At 52.6% G+C, this 17,951-nt stretch carries 12 protein-coding genes; 8 read left to right on the forward strand and 4 right to left on the reverse strand.

Translation table 11 applies throughout. The features are described from left to right. The first annotated feature begins 171 nt into the window (after nt 1-171). From EHT87_RS07070 to EHT87_RS07085, 4 genes are all read left to right on the forward strand, one after another. The gene (locus tag EHT87_RS07070) at nt 172-3,537 is read left to right on the forward strand and encodes a DEAD/DEAH box helicase (RefSeq protein ID WP_124905210.1); all 3,366 of its coding nucleotides are present in this window, start codon (nt 172-174) and stop codon (nt 3,535-3,537) included. 112 nt (nt 3,538-3,649) lie between these two features. Beyond that, entirely contained in the window at nt 3,650-4,381 is a 732-nt protein-coding gene (locus EHT87_RS07075) for a glycoside hydrolase family 19 protein (RefSeq protein WP_124905212.1), read from the forward strand. Nucleotides 4,382-4,515: 134 nt separating this feature from the next. Next, complete coding sequence (locus EHT87_RS07080) at nt 4,516-6,018, forward strand: ATP-binding cassette domain-containing protein (protein WP_124905214.1); 1,503 nt, start codon at nt 4,516-4,518, stop codon at nt 6,016-6,018. Nucleotides 6,019-6,083: 65 nt separating this feature from the next. Further along, the gene (locus tag EHT87_RS07085) at nt 6,084-6,314 is read left to right on the forward strand and encodes a hypothetical protein (protein WP_124905216.1); all 231 of its coding nucleotides are present in this window, start codon (nt 6,084-6,086) and stop codon (nt 6,312-6,314) included. 87 nt (nt 6,315-6,401) lie between these two features. Here EHT87_RS07085 and EHT87_RS07090 read toward each other — a convergent pair whose 3' ends face one another. After that, on the reverse strand, nt 6,402-7,007 hold the full coding sequence (locus EHT87_RS07090; RefSeq protein ID WP_124905218.1) for a TetR/AcrR family transcriptional regulator: 606 nt from the start codon (nt 7,005-7,007) through the stop codon (nt 6,402-6,404). Nucleotides 7,008-7,063: 56 nt separating this feature from the next. Between EHT87_RS07090 and EHT87_RS07095 the strand changes: the two genes are divergently transcribed. Further along, on the forward strand, nt 7,064-7,615 hold the full coding sequence (locus EHT87_RS07095; RefSeq protein ID WP_124905220.1) for a cupin domain-containing protein: 552 nt from the start codon (nt 7,064-7,066) through the stop codon (nt 7,613-7,615). A 100-nt stretch (nt 7,616-7,715) separates the two neighbouring features. Beyond that, entirely contained in the window at nt 7,716-10,142 is a 2,427-nt protein-coding gene (locus EHT87_RS07100) for an alpha-amylase family glycosyl hydrolase (protein ID WP_124905222.1), read from the forward strand. Nucleotides 10,143-10,887: 745 nt separating this feature from the next. Here the strand turns inward: EHT87_RS07100 and EHT87_RS07105 are convergent. Next, nucleotides 10,888-11,979, reverse strand: coding sequence for a glycoside hydrolase family 130 protein (locus EHT87_RS07105; protein ID WP_124905223.1), 1,092 nt, complete (start codon nt 11,977-11,979; stop codon nt 10,888-10,890). A gap of 246 nt (nt 11,980-12,225) precedes the next feature. Here EHT87_RS07105 and EHT87_RS07110 point away from each other — a divergent pair, with 246 nt between their 5' ends. Both EHT87_RS07110 and EHT87_RS07115 read left to right on the forward strand, forming a co-directional pair. Beyond that, nucleotides 12,226-12,975, forward strand: a complete 750-nt coding sequence (locus tag EHT87_RS07110) for a head GIN domain-containing protein (RefSeq protein ID WP_124905225.1) — start codon at nt 12,226-12,228, stop codon at nt 12,973-12,975. Nucleotides 12,976-13,157: 182 nt separating this feature from the next. After that, nucleotides 13,158-14,780, forward strand: a complete 1,623-nt coding sequence (locus EHT87_RS07115; protein WP_124905227.1) for an ABC-F family ATP-binding cassette domain-containing protein — start codon at nt 13,158-13,160, stop codon at nt 14,778-14,780. Between the two features lie 101 nt (nt 14,781-14,881). On the opposite strand, the gene EHT87_RS07120 is transcribed toward EHT87_RS07115, so the two are convergent. Together EHT87_RS07120 and EHT87_RS07125 are read right to left on the reverse strand one after the other, a co-directional pair. Beyond that, entirely contained in the window at nt 14,882-15,328 is a 447-nt protein-coding gene (locus EHT87_RS07120; RefSeq protein WP_148096026.1) for a hypothetical protein, read from the reverse strand. Nucleotides 15,329-15,430: 102 nt separating this feature from the next. Next, nucleotides 15,431-17,875 carry a TonB-dependent receptor gene (locus EHT87_RS07125; protein WP_124905231.1) on the reverse strand — a complete coding sequence of 815 codons (2,445 nt, stop codon included), beginning with the start codon at nt 17,873-17,875 and terminating at the stop codon, nt 15,431-15,433. Nucleotides 17,876-17,951: the final 76 nt, after the last annotated feature.

A 17,951-nucleotide genomic window follows, 5' to 3' on the forward strand; every position in this document is an offset into this window, starting at 1 on the left:
GCGTCATACAGGTTTAGGATCGAGGCAAAGCAGAATTCAAAAATAGAAGGAATTGATCAAAGTTTTGCAACGCTCCAAGACAACCCGACGGGTTTTGCATTATTTTGTGGCAAGCGCGGGTTATGGCGTAACTTGCAGGGGATTACTCAAACCAACCTCCACCCGTAGTTCATGCTGAACCGTTCTGCTGACCAAGCCTATTGTCTGGAAATGGTTACCATTTCGACCCTGACTGATGGAATCTTGTTGAAACACAGCTCAGCATCCGCCTTTTCAACGGGCAGTTATACCGACATTCAGGCCATCGACCTCACCGTCGACCAAGGCACCTTTTCCAACACGTCCCGGGAGATTCATTTTCCACTGGTCACCGTCCACCAATCGGACGAATCCCTCCGTATTTCCTGCGCGTGCCAGGCCCCCAAAGACCGGTTATGCGAGCATCAGGTTCAGGTTTTATCGAGCATTATCAGACGAAAAGAATTCCGGATCTTTTTTGACCAGGGGCTGCGTTATGAAGCCATCAAAACGGTAGCCAAAGCGTATGGCTTAGAAAATGAGCGGCAGCTGGATTCTTTTTTTCAGGTTGAGTATCAGAGCAAATCCTTCACCATCACGCCCAAAAGCCCGGAACTCCTGCGGTTTTCGGCAGCAGACAAAGAATCACTGATCGCGAATTTATTGCCCGGATCAGCCCGTCACGAACCGGTTTCGGACGAGCAGACCCCGAATGTGAAACGAATTATCGTTTTTACGAAACCCCGCTATTCCGATCAGTTCTGTCTGGAGCTTTTTGAGGCTTCGACCACCCGGGAAGGGAAAGTAAAGAATCCGCTGACATCGGTTCAGCCGCTTGAATTGATCAGCCGGATCGAGCAACTGAATGAACTGAAATTCTATTCGGCTCTGGCCAAATTTCAGAACCAGCACCGCACCAAAAAAACGGGGACGGATCTGGAAGGCTTGCGGCTGGTGGCCGGCAATCCCACGAAGCTGTCGTTTTATTACCACGATAGCCGGGTTTCGGAAAACATTTCCTCCCACTCGCTCATTCCGGTGAAGGTGCAAACGTTGCGGGCCGACCTCCGTTTAGCCGTTCGTCAAATCGATCCGTTTTATGAAATCCGGGGAACGCTGACGGTCGATGGCGCCACGCAGGAGTTGCATACCCTCGTTCTCAAATACGACTATTTCATTCTGCTCAACGACACCTTGTATTTAATCGATAATCCTGATTATCTGCGGGTTATCGAGTTTTTTGGCAAGAAAGGCAGCAGAATTAACATTCACCAGTCGAAGTACACCGAGTTTCGGGAAGCGGTTTTGTCCAGACTCGAAAGCCAGATTCGGATCACCTATTCGTATTTACAACCCGCAACGTCCGCTCAGCTCGCCGAGAACGGGTTCGATCAGGAGCGCGAACGGATCATTTACCTGGCCGATTCCGAAGAGTATGTCATTCTGACGCCGGTGATGAAGTATGGAACCGTTGAGGTTCCCGTTTTATCTAAAAAACAGATTTATTCGGTTGACAGCAAGGGCAAACCGTTCACGGTGGAGCGCGACGAAACGGCGGAGATTCAGTTTACGATGGCCGTTGCCAATCAACACGCTCATTTTCAGGAGCAATTGGAACAAAGCTATTTTTACCTGCACAAAAAACACTTCCTGGATGAAAGCTGGTTTTTGGACACTTTCGACGCCTGGAACAGCCAGAACATCCGGATTCTGGGTTTTAATACCCTGAAAAATAACCGGCTCAATCCGAACAAAGCCAAGGTTTCGGTGGTGGTCAACAGCGGTTTGAACTGGTTCGAAACCGAACTGGGCGTTTCCTACGGCAAGCAAAAAGCCTCCCTGAAAAACCTCCACAAAGCCGTAAAAAACAAGAGTCGGTTTGTGCAACTCGACGACGGGACGCAGGGCGTGTTGCCCAGCGAATGGCTCGAGCGGTTTTCGGCCTATTTTCAGGCGGGTGAAGTGGTGGATGAACGGATTCGAACACCCCGGATCAGCTTTTCGGATTTGCGGCAGGTGTACGACGATGGCCAGCTCAGCAGCGGGGTTTTGAACCAGCTAACTTCGCTTGCCACCCAGTTTGCTGATTTTCAATCCATTCAACCCGTCCCCGTCCCCGGTGAGCTACAGGCGTCGCTGCGGGATTACCAGAAAGAAGGGCTGAACTGGTTGAATTTTCTGGACGAAATGGGCTTTGGCGGCTGCCTGGCCGACGACATGGGGCTCGGAAAGACGCTCCAGATTATTGCCTTTCTGCTGGTTCAAAAGGCCAAAAACCGCCGGCTTGCCAACCTGGTCGTTGTGCCGACTTCCCTTTTGTTCAACTGGCAGGCCGAAGTGGAAAAATTTGCCCCAACGCTCCGGATCTACACCTTTTACGGCACGAACCGCACGCTCAAAAAGCAGGATTTCGACCAGTACGATCTGATTCTGACGTCCTACGGCACGCTCGTCTCCGACATCCGATCGCTAAAAGACCATTCGTTTAATTACATCATTCTGGATGAATCGCAGGCCATCAAAAATCCGGAATCACTCCGGTATCAGGCCGTGCGGTTGTTGCAATCGCGCAATAAACTGGTGCTGACCGGCACGCCCATCGAAAACCACACGTTCGATCTGTTTGGCCAGCTTTCGTTTGCCTGTCCGGGTTTGTTGGGCAATTTTCATTATTTCAAAGCGCATTATTCGACACCCATCGACAAATTCGATGACCGGAAACGGGCCCGCGAACTCCAGCAGAAAATCAATCCATTTATTCTGCGCCGGACCAAAGCGCAGGTAGCCAAGGAGTTACCGGACAAAACCGAGATGATTCTCCATTGTGAAATGGGGCCGCAGCAGCGGAAGGTATACGACGCCTACGAACGGGAATTCCGCCATTTTCTGCTGACGACGAAGGAAGGCGACATTCCGCGGGAACGCCTGCACGTGTTGCAGGGCCTCACCAAACTGCGGCAGATTTGCAACTCCGCCGTCCTGCTCAACGATGAGGAAGATTACGGCGACGCGTCGGCCAAGATCGACGTACTGATGGAGCAGATTGACACCAAATCTCCGCAGCACAAGATCCTGGTTTTTTCACAATTCGTTTCCATGCTCGATCTAATCAGGAAACAGCTGGAAATCAGACAAATCGGGTTCGAATACCTGACCGGCCAAACCACCAACCGGGCCGACCGCGTCAACCGGTTTCAAACCGACGAAACCGTTCGGGTCTTTTTAATCAGCCTGAAAGCGGGCGGAACGGGCCTGAATTTAACCCAGGCCGACTACGTCTATCTGGTCGATCCGTGGTGGAATCCGGCGGTCGAAAACCAGGCCATCGACCGGAGTTACCGCATTGGGCAGAAAAAAAACGTAGTCGCTGTTCGGCTGATCTGTCCCGATACGATCGAGGAAAAGATTCTGGAGCTTCAGGAAGCCAAAAAAGAACGGGCCGATCACCTGGTCAAAACCGATACATCCATTTTGAAATCGCTGAACCGGAATGATTTGTTGAACTTGTTGCGGGATTAGGGATTAGCTTTTACCCCGTTGCCGTTAAATAAAAACTAGGCTGTTCTCTGCCTAAAATACAGCAATTTAGTATGGTTTAAAACGGACCTTTCTTCCCAAATTCTCCCGAACCATGCAATCCTTCAACCGAAAGAAATTCTTCGAGACGTACCGCAACCGTTTCGGAAAACTGACCCAGCCGCTGGTCGATGCGCTGGATTTTCTGATTGACCAGATCGAGCAGGATGACCGCTTTGGCGACTCCGAAAAAGACCGCCGGCAACTGGCTTATTGTCTGGCAACCTTCAAATGGGAAACCGCCCACACGATGGCACCGATCGACGAATTTGGCACCGAGGAGCGTTTCAACCGGTTGTATGGCCCGGGCACGGCGGTTGGAAAGGTGCTGGGCAACACGCAGCCCGGCGACGGCGCGCGTTTCAAGGGTCGCGGCTATGTGCAGTTAACGGGTCGGAATAATTACAAACGCGCCGGAAGTTTCCTCAACGTCGACCTGATTTCCGATCCCCCGCTGGCGAAAAACCCGGAGCTGGCGTATCGAATTGCCGTTCAGGGCATGAAAGAAGGCTGGTTTACCGGCAAACGGCTCGACCAGTTTATCAAGGACAACGTGGCACCCGAATACGAAAAAGCCCGCGCCATCATCAACGGTTCAGACAAGGCCCAGACCATCGCCGATATGGCGCGTCGGTTCGATGAGGTTTTGCTGTCGGCCCTGCCAGCTGCGGTTTCACTGACCCGGGGTGCCCAACTCAGGGCACCCGCGAAAAGAGCGCCCCGCCGGAAAAATTCGGCAACCACCAACGTAAAACAACTCCGTTCGCCCCGAAAAGTAGAAGGCTAACCGGGGGTTTCGGTGTACGGTATCCGGTGAAGGTGCTGACGCCAAAACCGGGTATCGTAAACCATAAATTTTAACGTGTAAAGCCACTTATTGGGCCGGTCTTGTTAAGTTTGAGGTTTGAAACCTGACCGGAAATGGCTGCAATTCCCCTGCTTTCTTTGCATAATGTCACCGTTCGCCGGCCCGCGGGCCCGGTTTTACAAACCCTCGACTGGACGTTAAACGCCGGAGAACACTGGGCGATTCTGGGGCCAACGAGTTCGGGCAAAAGCTCATTTCTGGATGCGCTGGCGGGTCGTCTGCCGGTCGCAACCGGAACCTATTCGCACCCGGCTGGCGTCTTGCGGGAGGTGGTCGAGGAGGTCGCCAATGATTACCAGTTCGACCGGCAGGTAGCTTCGTCGGCCCGGTATTACCAGCAACGGTTCAACGCCGATTCGGCCGAAGAATCGCCGACGGTCTGGGAGGTTTTGCAACACCGCATCAAGCCCACGGGAACCGTCAACGAGCAGTCGGTTTCGTTGCCGCCCCCGGCTTTCCCGGAACACTGGCTTGCCGAAGTAGCTGACTGGGTGCACATTACCCACCTGCTGGATCGCCACCTCACTTCCCTTTCCAACGGCGAAACCCGCCGGACGCTGCTGGCGCGCTCGCTTTTGCGCCGACCCAAAATCCTGCTGCTCGACAATCCGTTCGGCGGTCTGGACGTTCGCAGCCGGGAGCGGCTGCACGGTATTCTGAACCGCATTGCGGCCGAAGGAACGACGCTGGTGCTGGTGACGACGCCCCGTGAAATTCCGGATTGCATCACGCACGTGGTTGAATTGAATGCGGGGCAAATCAGCTGGCAGGGACTGAAAGCCGAAATGCCGTCCGTGCCCGAATCCGCCCCCGAAACCCTGACCGACCCGGTTCTGCTGCCCCGCTGGCTGAACACCTCCGCCCTGCCGTTCACGTTCGCCGTCCGAATGCGCGATGTTTCGGTGAGTTACGGTGAGAAAGTGGTGCTGGAATCGATCAACTGGGCGGTGCGCCGGGGCGAGAAATGGGCCGTTCTGGGCCCCAACGGTTCGGGAAAATCCACGCTGCTGAGTTTGATCACGGCGGACAATCCGCAAAGTTACCGCAATGATTATGAGCTCTTTGATCGAAAACGGGGCACCGGCGAGAGCATTTGGGACATCAAACGCAACATCGGTTTCGTGTCGCCGGAACTCCATCTTTACTTTCCCCGCGAGCAACCCGTCTGGAAAGTGGTGGCTTCGGGCTTGTTCGACACGGCGGGTTTGTTTCGAAAAATGACGCCCGAACAAACCGAACAAATTGAGTTCATGCTGGATTTACTGCGCATTCAGTACCTCCGCGACAAGCGGCTTTCCCAACTCTCGACGGGCGAACAACGCTGGGTGCTGCTGGCCCGGGCTCTGGCCAAAAATCCGCCCCTGCTCGTGCTCGACGAACCCTGTCAAAACCTCGATCCGGCCCACATCGCCCGTTTTCGGGATCTGGTGGATGAGCTGTGTCAGTCGGACGAACGAACGTTGCTGTATGTTTCGCACTACGCCGAGGAGATTCCAACATGTGTCACCAAGGTGTTGCGGCTGGATGCGGGAAGAGGGACGATTGAGCGGTTTTAATTCAACTACGGTCAATGCCTATTCCATAATTTTGCTTATTTTCGGAGAAGAAAAATGAAAGCGATATGTCTGTAACTGAATTAAAAGAACAAATGCATCGTCAGATCGATTTGTTGAATGACGAAAACGACATAGAAGACTTGTCGGCTACCATTGATTTTTTCTTCAACAGCCGGGAAATTCATTTTGATAGTAACCATCCTGATTTTGTAGCTCAACTGGAAAATTCATTAGAAAATGCCAACAAGCAGCCGGGAATCAGTACGGGCGAATTACGTGAAAAGAGGAGATTTTAATCTTGAATTTGATAGACGCGAGACGAAAAAGGTAAGGTGCGCCTTTACGGCCGACGACGGTTGGGGGACAATTGAGTAAACGATTCCTTATAAACTCGCCAGAAACCGCTGAATATCGTCCTTCCCTTTCTCCGTCGCATACGGTATAAATAATTTAGCCAGCAACGTGATGTATTGCGTGATCTGTTCCGGCGGACTCAGGTGACGAAACGACAGGGCGGCTTCGGAAATCCAGAACCGGGCCGCCAGCGTGACAACCGATACCAGAAAATCCGTATCGGCTTCCGGAACCAGATACCCAAAGGCTTGCAGCGACGACAGATTGGCCACGATGGTCGAATACCGCTTTTTTTCCGTCTCTTTGTACCGCGCCGAAATCACCTTGTTCTGCTCCATCAGGTGCACAAAACTCAGCAACAGACACCGGTATTGAACGTGATTCTCAAAGACATGGCGATACTGGTTCAGAAACGAAAACAGGCTGCGGTTTTCCTCTCCCATGGTTCGTTCGTTCAAGGCCGAAAGGTCCTGGGCCAGCCGGTTTACCAGGTCGTCTTTGGTCGGAAAATAATAGGTGATGTTGCCAACCCGGATGCCCAGCGTAGCCGCCAGTTCCCGCAGGCCAACGTACTCAATTCCCCGTTCATTGAACATTTCTAACGCTTTACCGACGATTTTTTCCTCTTTGGTCATTTTGAAATTTGGACAATGTCCTAAACATACTAAGTTTGGAAAAAACTTACAAAAAAATGACGATTGTTTATCCTCACACGATTCAGAACTGCCTGGGCGAAACGCTCACTTTTCTCTCCGTTGAAACCAGCCCCGAGGGCGATAAAGTACTGGTAGAGAACCAGGTAAGTCCAAACTCAGGACCACCCATGCACACCCATTTCCGGCAAGACGAAGAACTGACGGTGGTGTCCGGCAAAATGGGGTATCAGGTATTGGGACAGGAAGCGCACTACGCCCAGGCGGGTGAAAGCGTCCGGTTTAACCGCGGAATTCCGCACAAATTCTGGAATGCCGGACAGACTCCCCTGATCTGCCGGGGGTGGGTCCAGCCCGCCAATACGATTGTCTATTTTCTGTCGGCCATCTATGCCGCCCAGAACAAATCGGGTTCGGAGAAGCCCGAAGCCTTCGATGCAGCCTACCTGATGACCCGCTATGCCAGTGAATACGACATGGCCGACATTCCGACGTTTGTCAAAAAAGTGATCATTCCGATCACCTATCTGATCGGGCGGCTTCTGGGGAAATACAAGCATTTTGCGGACGCACCGGCACCGTTACCCTGAAGGACGCGGTGGCTCGTTGGGCTATCCGCCGAATACTCAATAAATCTGTCATTCCCAGTCGACGGTATGTATCTTCCTTTCAGGATACACCCTGACTCGTATGGCCACCCAAACCGTTACCTTCCTCTACCTGACCGGTATTAAAAGTCCGTTATTTTCGAACGCCCGGCTGCGCGGAAGCTGGGATGAGACGGGGCATTTTTCGGAACAATGGACCGAAACGCCCATGCAGGCCATTACGGCCGACGACGGTTGTCCGGCGTTTCAACTTTCGATCCCGTTCCAGACGCCCGCGCCCGATGTCAAGTTTCACTGGGGCGTATTGCTCGATGGACCCAATGGGCCAAACCTGTGGGGGATTCCCACCGAAGTACCGAATGCACTTTCGGTGGAACGGTTTCGCTCTTTTCAGATCGAAGCCGACTCGCCCAACCAGACCGAGCGGTATTATCTCACCTTCAGTCGCCGGTTGGGTGCCAACAAAGTGTATTCAGAACCCGACGCCGATCCGGGTCTCCAGTTTTCCGTTTGGGCACCGAATGCCCAGGCGGTTCAGGTGGTTTTCGGATTACCCGACAACGGGTATATTACCAATGCGGGCGTCGGGATCGATCCAACCCGCCCGCCGATTCTTTTGGCCCAATCAGCCGGTGACGGGATTTGGCAAAGTGAAATTCTGGCGGATTTTAAGTCGTACGAACGGTTGCCCTATCTGTATCAACTGGTGAATGCGCAGGGCGAAACGGTCTACCGGACCGATATTTTCTCCCGCAGCCAGATTGGTTGCGGGGCCATCAATCCGGAAAAAGACCCGACCTGGCCCGGCACCATCGAGACGCTGGATGGTGCCATCAGTTGCAGCCTGATCATCGACCCGGACACCATCAGCCGCGATTTTGAGCCACCCGCTGACCAGTTTCCCGTTCTGATTCCGGCCGACGAATTCTGGTCGAACGAATTTACGCCCAATCTGCCCCTGCCCACGCACGTGGATGACCTGGTTATCTATGAGTTACACATTGGTGCCCTGGGATTTGGGCAAAACCGCCCTGGCGATCTGACGGATGCCCTGGCCCTGCTGGACTATCTGACGGCGCTGGGAATCAATGCCATCGAGCTGCTGCCGATGGCCGAATTTACCGGCAGCATCGCCTGGGGGTACGGCGGAACGCACCATTTTGTAATCGAATCCAGCGCCGGAGGTCGCGATCAATACCGGCATTTTGTGCGGGAATGCCATCGGCGGGGCATCGCCGTTCTTCAGGATGTGGTCTACAATCATTATAATTATGCGGCCGACCGGGCGCAGTGGCAGTACGATTCGACCCTTCCCGAAGACAATATCTATTACTGGTACGAAGGTCATTCCACCGATTACGCGCACCCCGACGGTGGTTATCTGGACAACGGCTCCAGCGGCTGGACACCCCGGTTTTCGGAGGAAGTCGTTCGGCAGCAGTTCATCAGCAGTGCGGCTTTTCTGATCGACGAGATGCACATCGACGGCTTACGGGTCGATCTGACGCAGGCCATTCACCGGGATAATGTCCTGCACGCCAACGGGCAGTCGGTTGGGCACGCCAACCAGTTTGGCCAGAAGTTGCTGCGCGAATGGAGCCGAACGCTGAAAATGATCCGGCCCAACGTCATGCTGATTGCCGAAGACCATACCGGTTGGGATGCGGTGACCAAACCGGCCGCCGGTGGAGGACTGGGCTTCGATGCCACCTGGTTTGCGGAATTCTACCACCACCTGATCGGCGATGCCAAAGGGCAGGATTCAAAAGCCCGCTTGTTGAAAAAAGCCGGTTTTGGGTATAACGACCCGCTGGCCATGAGTCAATTTGCGACGTCACTTCACCAGAGTCAGTACAACAAAGTGGTTTTTCATGAATCGCACGACGAAGCCGGAAATCACAACGACCCGCTTTCCGAGAACACGGCGCGGACGATGGTGGTGGCCGTGAATGATGCCGCAATGACGCCCGACACCCGGTTCTGGGCCGAAAGACGTTCCCGAACCATAGTCGGCTTATCGATCCTGTCGGCCGGAACACCGATGTTTTTTATGGGGGAAGAAATCGGGGCGCGTCATCGGTACAAGTATGATACCTTCATCGATTTGCGGGAGGATCTGCTGGGCGAACGAATCGGGGCGGGTGCCAGGCTGTTCCGGTTTTATCAGGATCTGATTGCCGTCAGCAAGCGGCTCCATTCGATTCGCAGCCGGAACATCGACATTTTGCACACGCACGACAACAGCCGGGTAATTGCCTTCAAACGCTGGCTCGGCAACGAACAGGTGCTGGTGGTGGCCAGCCTGAACAATACGCCCTTTGATCGATACACCCTTTACAGTGATGCCTACCGCCTGCCGGATGGGGGCTGGAAAGAGATTTTCAACAGCGACTCCGAACTCTATGGCGGGGCCAATGTAGGCAACGGCGGAGCGATTTGCCAGGCTTCCCAGGGCGTTCTTACGGTTGCCTTGCCAGCCAACGGGTTCGTTCTGTTTGTGTTGCAGTAAATCAGGAAAGCCGTTTGGCCAAACCCCGGAGAGGTTCTCTGTTAATAGCCTGGCAGCCAAACCCGACCGGTCAAACCCCGGAGGAAGGATCCCTGTTAATAGCCTGGCAGCGACATCCGGTTGGTCAAACCCCGGAGGGGTTCTCTGTTAATAGCTTGGCTACGACACCCGACCGCCAAACCCCGGAGGGGTTCTCTGTTAATAGCCCGGCTGCGATACACGGCCAGCCAGACCCCGGAGGGGTTCCCTGTTAATAGCCTGGCGGCCATACCCGGCCAGCCCAGCCCCGGAGGGGCGTTCTGATGGATGATTTAGGAATTAGGACGCCCCTCCGGGGCTTCAACACGTTAGCTAACTTTCGGGCTATTAACAGGGAACCCCTCCGGGGTCTGGCTGGCCGTGTATCGCAGCCGGGCTATTAACAGGAAACCCCTCCGGGGTTTGGCGGCCGGATGTCGCAGCCGGGCTATTAACAGGACACCCCTCCGGGGTTTGGCCAGCCGGATGTCGCAGCCGGGCTATTAACAGGACACCCCTCCGGAGTTTGACCGGCCGGGTTTGGCTGCCGGGCTATTAACAGGGAGCCCCTCTGGGGCTAGGCCGATCGGGGTTTGGCCGACCAGGTATCGTAGCCGGGCTCTTAAAACCCCAACCGGGCAGGCTGCCAACGCCTTAACAAAAGGCCTTTTCCAAACCAGAAACCGCTAGCTATTGACCCACACCCAACTACCTTCCGGTGGTCAGGCTAATCGACCGGAGCCGTCGCTACGGCAATTTTAGAATCGGCGGTACCGTAATACAAAAACCAGGTCCCTTTGAATGGAACCAGCCCTTCGATAAAACAGACGTTGTTGACCTGGCCGACGATCTCATAAGGTTGATCCGGTTTCATGAAATACGTCTCCGAACGGTCGATCAGTTTGGTGGGTTCGCTGGCATCGAACAGCAACTGCCCCGCAGCATAGGTGCCGTCGGGCAAATCCCGGTCGCCCTCCTTGCCGTGGTTCATCCCGTTATACAGCAACACAATCCCGTTGGCCGTCAACAGTGCCGGTGGGCCGGGTTCCAGCAGGCGGTAATCGTGCTTGTCTTTCCGGCGCTCGGCCACCGCAAAGAGCTTTCCGTTGGTGGTTTCAACGGGCGTCCAGTGGATCAGGTCGGGCGACGAAGCGCAATACAACTGCGGCTGATCACCCCAATACATCCAGTATTTTCCATCGATCTGCTGCGCCACCAGCCGGCTGCCAATGCGTTTGCATACAATTGAACCGGATTTCGACCATTCGTTGCGGTATTTCAAATCGTCAAAAGCCAGCCCCTGCTTCTTCCAGGTAACGAGGTTTTTGGAGGTTGCCACACAAAGCCGGGCCTTGTCGCCGTCGTAAGCTGTGTACGTCATAATATACACGCGGGCCGGACTTTCGACAATCCGCGGGTCTTCGCAGCCACCCTCCCACTCGTACACCTTCATGGCGTCGTTATCGGGATAGAAAACCGGTTTAGGCCGTCGTTTGAAATGAATGCCGTCGGCGCTCACCGCCAGCCCCAGCCGCGACGTTCCGGCGTGTTTGCCCACGGTATCTTCAGCCCGGTATATCAGGTGAACTTTGCCTTTCCGAACCACCACCGCCGGATTAAAAACGTCTTTTTCTTCCCATCGAACGACTTCGCCCCGAATCGGACAGGCAAACGTCGTCGTTTTTCGGGCATCCAAAACCGGGTTGGCGGCATTCTGCTTGACGAACTCGCCGATCATCCACGGTTTGTAGGGCGATTGGGCGGAAGCCGCGAAATGGAAGACGAGAACGAAAAAAGATAAAAAGGAACGATGTACCATAAGCAATGGGGTTCAGGACAATTTGGATGGGAACGCTGATTGAACGGATTGGACGGATTCACGCAGATCAAGTAATCCGTTTTGATCCGTTCAATCAGCGTTCCTATTCAAGCCCAACTTAACGGAAATTGTTTTAAGAACCGCTATACAACGATTCAGACCGCAAAATTCCCTATTGATCCCACTGATTGTTGAACAACCACCCGGTTTCCGCCAATTTTGGAGCGAAATAAACAACAACTACCGATGAAACGATTTGTGATTTTATTAGGCCTCTTAACGGCCTTATTCCCTTTTTTATCCAGTTGTAACCGCGAAGATGTCGGGCCGTTACAGGAAGGAGAGAAAGCTTTTTTGATAACCGGTTTCGACCGGCTGGAAATGGGCAGCGGTTTTGAAGTCACCGTTGAAGCCGGGCCGGGTTTTAAAATCATGGCCAAAGGCGACCAGCGCAACCTGGATGATCTGAATCTGGTGGTGCGCAACGGTACCCTTTTAGCCGATTACCGCACGAACAAAAACCGGAAGTATTCCACCGCTTTTACCATTACGATGCCAACCCTGCGAGGGGCCAGCTTCTCGGGTGGCGTACACGCCAACGTGCACGGTTTCAGCAGTTTGCCGGATCTGGATATCGAACTTTCCGGCGGTTCGCACGGAACCTGGGAGGTGATCGCAACCCGCACGAACGCCGTTGTATCCGGCGGCTCGAAACTGCAACTCACTGAATCAAAGGCCACTGCAAACGATGATGATTCCATAAACGGCTTCATCGACCACCTCCGTATCGACGCATCCGGCGGTTCGCACGTTGAGGCTTTTGACTACGCAGCCAACGAAGTGAACGTAAAGGCATCGGGCGCCAGTCACGCGGAAATCACGGTTAACAAATCATTGACGGCTGAGGCTAGTGGCGCGAGCAAAATCCGGTACAAGGGCAATCCGGCCAACGTCAATCAGAATGCTACGGGTGGCAGCAAGGTGGAACGGAATTAAACCGCCGACAGAAATAAGTTATCTACCCACACCCTTTCGTTATGAAAAGCAAAAACCGCTGACAGGGTCGCTGGCCGCTGTCAGGGTTTTTGCTGCAATTCGAGATTCCTTTGTTTTTAAAATGGCGAAAAAAGGCAAATTTCCGTACCTTTGCCCCTTCATTTCAATAAGAAAGCAATCGAATGATTTCAGTACAGAACGTCTCACTCCGCTACGGCAAGCGGGTTTTGTTCGACGACGTCAATATAAAGTTTACGGCGGGCAACTGCTACGGCGTCATTGGAGCCAACGGAGCCGGTAAATCAACGTTTTTAAAAATATTATCGGGTGATATCGAACCGCAAACGGGTTCGGTCGTCATTACCCCGGGCGAACGGCTTTCGGTGCTGAACCAGAATCAGTTCGCTTATGACGAGTTTCCGGTTTTGCAGACCGTCATCATGGGCAACAAGCGCCTGTACGACATCATGCAGGAAAAGGACGCGCTGTATGCCAAAACGGACTTTACCGATGCCGACGGCGAGCGGGCGGCCAACCTGGAAGGTGAATTTGCGGAGATGAACGGCTGGGATGCCGAGTCGGACGCAGCCTCCCTGTTGAGCGGTTTGGGCATCAAGGAAGACCTCCACTACAGCCAGATGGCCGATCTGAACGGTTCGGAAAAAGTGCGGGTGCTGCTGGCACAAGCCCTTTTTGGCAATCCGGATATTCTGCTGCTGGATGAACCGACCAACAACCTCGACATTGAATCGAGCATCTGGCTGGAAAATTACCTGGCCAATTTCAAGAATACCGTCATTGTGGTTTCCCACGACCGCCACTTTCTCGATCAGGTTTGTACCCAGATCGTCGACATCGATTTTGCCAAAGTCCGGCTTTTCACCGGCAACTATTCGTTCTGGTACGAATCGAGCCAACTGGCGCTGAAACAACGGCAGGATCAGAACAAGCGGACGGAAGACAAACGCAAGGAACTGGAGGAATTTATCCGCCGGTTTTCGGCCAACGCGTCCAAGTCGAAGCAGGCCACCAGCCGCGCCAAGTTGCTGGAAAAACTGACGCTCGATGACATTGCGCCCTCGTCGCGAAAATACCCCTACATCAATTTCAAACCGGAGCGCGAACCCGGCGACCAGATTCTGAACGTCGAAAACCTGACGTATACCAGTGAAGACGGCACGCGGCTGTTCACCAACCTGTCGTTTTCGATGCGCAAAGGCGACAAGATTTTCCTGTTCAGTGAAGACGGTCTGGCCGTAACGGCCTTGTTCGATATCCTGGCGGGCGAACGCAAAGCCGATTCGGGGGAGTTCAAATGGGGTGTCACCATCACGCCGTCGTACTTTCCGAATGATACGGGCCGCGACAAATATTTTCAGAATGACCTCAATCTGGTGGACTGGCTGCGGCAGTTTTCCGCCGAAAAAGACGAGAGCTTCATCCGCGGTTTTCTGGGACGCATGTTGTTTTCGGGCGAAGAATCACTGAAAAAATCGACGGTTTTGTCCGGGGGCGAAAAAGTGCGCTGTATGCTGTCCAAAGTGATGCTTTCGGGCGCCAACCTGCTCCTGCTCGACGAACCCACCAACCACCTCGACCTCGAATCCATCACGGCGCTCAACAACGGCTTGATCGATTTCAAAGGCCCGGTATTGTTCACATCCCATGACCACCAGTTCGGCGAAACCATCGCCAACCGCGTCATCGAAATTGCGCCCAAAGCGCACCTCGACAAGCTGATGACGTATGACGAATACCTGACCGACGAACGCATCAAGGAACAACGGGAAGACCTTCATAAGTAGGTTCCGGACCGGTTTTTTCTCTGGCAGCGGTTTTGCCGGAAATCAATGATTTTCGGCAAAACCGCTGGTTTACTGACAGGATCAACCCTCGCCCCTTCCCGTTATCGGATTTCGTGCCAGAACAGGTCTTCCCGCTTTTCGGCCCTTTTAATGACAATTGACGCCATATATCCATTATTCACCGTGCAGCCCGCGCCGTGGAAACGGGATTGAAGGGCCGAGTGAAATCCGGAAAAGGACGAAATGCCTTTCAGAACGTTCCGGTGCTTTTTGGGATCATAATCCGCTAGTTCAAGTACCGAATAGCCGACAGCCCCTTTGAGGTAATACACCTCCCTTTCCGGCTTAAACGATGCCTTTTCGGCATTATACCGGTAATGAAACCGGGTTAGATTATGGTAAATCTCCCCGCTCGTATTGCCAATTCGCGGATCATCCGGGTAGCGGTGGTTGTAGAGAATTTCGAGCTTCACCCCAAAAGGGAAGTCTTTCTTTTTGAAAAGCAATTCGTGTTCTTTTGAGACATCCAGCGATTGCTCAAGGTACATAAACGTCATCGTGGTCGATTTGGGTCCTCCGAAGAAATGTCCGGTTTGAAATAGGCCCTATCATAAACTATGCCGGTGTTGAACTGCGATTTACCAACTCCTTCAGTCAACCCGCCCCTTTTCCGAATCGGCGGCATTGTCCGAGTGTCGGCGTTTACGGGCAAACGTTTCTTGCCCAAACCGATACGAGAATGCAATTCCAATCCGGCGCGTATCGGATCGATTGGTATGAAACGCAGCGGCCTGTTTCAGACTAACGGTTCGGTCGGTTGGTTTCCAGGAATGAAATAGATCTTCCAGCATGAACCGAACACTTCCCTTGCTGTTTAAAATTTTCTTTTGTACTGCGGCATTGAAGCGATAAAGCGAGTTCGTTATCGTTTGTCCGGCCAGATTTTTTGATGAATAATACCCCGATAACTCCCCAGTCCAGCTTTTAGAAAAGGTAATTTGATTCTGGATAGTTACCCGCGCATTGTTGATAGTTGGCGTTAGTTTTTCAGAATACGCCACCCCCCTGAGAGCCATATTCGCAAAGGTTACATTGGTTGTAAACCGCCACCAGTTAGCGGGAGACAACGATAAATTGGTAGCAAGTGATACAATACGTCCTTTGGCAACATTCGTAGGACTGGTAATAAAGATGGCATCGATCGCTTCCGTCATTTGAAAAATCACATCGGAAAACCGGTTGTACTGCAATGCCATACCAAAATCGTTTTTGTGCTGGTATTTCACTTCATACTGAAAATGGTACTGTGGCCTGAGAAGTGGATTTCCGGTCGTATACGAGTAATTATCCCGGTAAAATAAAAACGGGTTTAATTGCTGGTAGTTAGGGCGATTTATCCGCTCGGCCAGGCTAATTGTCAGCGAATTATGGCCACTGCTGTCTATTTTATACCGCAAAAAAGCCGTTGGAAATAAACGCGTATAGTTTTTAGTGAACGTGGTTGCTTTCACTTCCGCATTCCCCAGCTGATGGCCGTTGGTCATCGTGTTTTCCAGCCGAAAACCGAGTTGTGCCGCCCATCGCTTCCCTTCTTTCCGGCTGTTGACATAAGCCGCATTGATGTTCTCCCGGTAGATAAAGTGGTTGGACTTCCCATAATCCGGCACGGTCTCAGGTCCCTGCACCGAATAATAGTGCGAATCATTATCGGTATTTACCAGACTAGATTTAAAACCGGCTTCCAGAATCGCCTTCTTTTTTAGCGGGTGGACATAATCCGTTTTAGCCGTGTAAATCGTAATATCAGAAGGTAGATCATACAAAAAATCGTCCCGAGTAGTGAGCGTTCCGTCGGGTAAATTCATAAAATTATGCAGCGTCTGGTTACCGTGGGATCGATAGGAGATGTAATTTAAATCAGCGACCAGCTCTCTTCCGTCCGTGTTAAATTTGTGTTGATAGTTAAAATTCCCGCCGATGTTCTTCCAACGATACTCACCAACCGTCGATCCAGTACCCACTGAATCCAGCACCGAACCCGCGTTAAAATTTTTACTGATATACGCCAGCCTATCCCGTCTTGGCCGGTTCTGAAAATTAATAGTAAAACCGTATGTTGTCTTTGGCGAAACTGCATAATCCATCCCCAACCGGGTCATGACCCCCTGCACCGTATACTTGTAGTGATTCTGCAAGGCGACGGAAGAATTCACGAGTCCATTCTCTTCATAAAAGGTCCGGTTATACGAATCATCCGAATAGGTAGCATCCTGATTATAGCCCAGATTACCAAAAAAGTTTAGCTTTTTAGTAGTGTAATTTGCGTTGATAACGTCATTAGTTCGTCCCACAGCGCCCAGACTGTAACCCGCGGAAATATCCCCGGTAAAGCCTTTCACCCGGTTTCTTTTCAGGCGAATATTAATTACTGAAGTTCCGGCCGCATCGTACTTGGCGGGTGGATTGGTCATCAGCTCCAGTTTATCCAGTGAACCGCCGGGCAACGATTTCAGGTACGATGCCAGATCCGGCCCGGACATATACGTGGGCCGCCCATCGATCAAAACCAGCACCCCGGCTTTGCCGTTGAGGCTAATTTCACCGTTCAGATCGACCGTAACACCGGGTGTTTTTTCCAGCACTTCCAGCGTATTGCTGCTGGCGGCACTCATCATGGCGTCCACATTCACGGTGGTTTTGTCGATATCCTGCTCGATCAAGGGTCGTTTGGCTACCACAACTACCTCTTTAAGCACTGTTTTTGAGGGACTGAGGATAATAACCGGCAACACAATACGGGAATGTTGATCATCGATCGTCAGGGTGCCACTTTGGTAGTCGTTGCTACCCACGCTCGAAATGCGCAGAAAATAGGGGTTGATTGTCAGGCCATTCAATTCAAATTTGCCGTTTTGACTGGTGATTTCCCCCAGCACCTGGGTCGAATCAATGGACCGAAATAAACGAACGGTCGCACCGGGCACGGGTTCATTTTGACTATCTTTAACCACTCCGCTGATGGTCCGGTTGACGACCTGGGCCGACGACGGAAAAGTAATGACGAGAAGCAGGAGAAGAGGAAAAATCGATTTCATACGTTTATGGGTTGTAAGCGCCTTTTCAATGGGATCGCAGCAAATATTGGGGGGGTGAGACTCTCTGACAAGAATT

Source organism: Larkinella knui, assembly GCF_003858645.1.
Taxonomy (GTDB): domain Bacteria; phylum Bacteroidota; class Bacteroidia; order Cytophagales; family Spirosomataceae; genus Larkinella; species Larkinella knui.

Coding starts and splice junctions, on each gene's coding strand:
- EHT87_RS07110 (WP_124905225.1), top strand. CDS start 12,226: ATGAAACGATTTGTGATTTTATTAGGCCTCTTAACGGCCTTATTCCCT.
- EHT87_RS07100 (WP_124905222.1), top strand. CDS start 7,716: ATGGCCACCCAAACCGTTACCTTCCTCTACCTGACCGGTATTAAAAGT.
- EHT87_RS07125 (WP_124905231.1), bottom strand. CDS start 17,875: ATGAAATCGATTTTTCCTCTTCTCCTGCTTCTCGTCATTACTTTTCCG.
- EHT87_RS07070 (WP_124905210.1), top strand. CDS start 172: ATGCTGAACCGTTCTGCTGACCAAGCCTATTGTCTGGAAATGGTTACC.
- EHT87_RS07090 (WP_124905218.1), bottom strand. CDS start 7,007: ATGACCAAAGAGGAAAAAATCGTCGGTAAAGCGTTAGAAATGTTCAAT.
- EHT87_RS07095 (WP_124905220.1), top strand. CDS start 7,064: ATGACGATTGTTTATCCTCACACGATTCAGAACTGCCTGGGCGAAACG.
- EHT87_RS07080 (WP_124905214.1), top strand. CDS start 4,516: ATGGCTGCAATTCCCCTGCTTTCTTTGCATAATGTCACCGTTCGCCGG.
- EHT87_RS07075 (WP_124905212.1), top strand. CDS start 3,650: ATGCAATCCTTCAACCGAAAGAAATTCTTCGAGACGTACCGCAACCGT.
- EHT87_RS07120 (WP_148096026.1), bottom strand. CDS start 15,328: ATGTACCTTGAGCAATCGCTGGATGTCTCAAAAGAACACGAATTGCTT.
- EHT87_RS07085 (WP_124905216.1), top strand. CDS start 6,084: ATGTCTGTAACTGAATTAAAAGAACAAATGCATCGTCAGATCGATTTG.
- EHT87_RS07105 (WP_124905223.1), bottom strand. CDS start 11,979: ATGGTACATCGTTCCTTTTTATCTTTTTTCGTTCTCGTCTTCCATTTC.
- EHT87_RS07115 (WP_124905227.1), top strand. CDS start 13,158: ATGATTTCAGTACAGAACGTCTCACTCCGCTACGGCAAGCGGGTTTTG.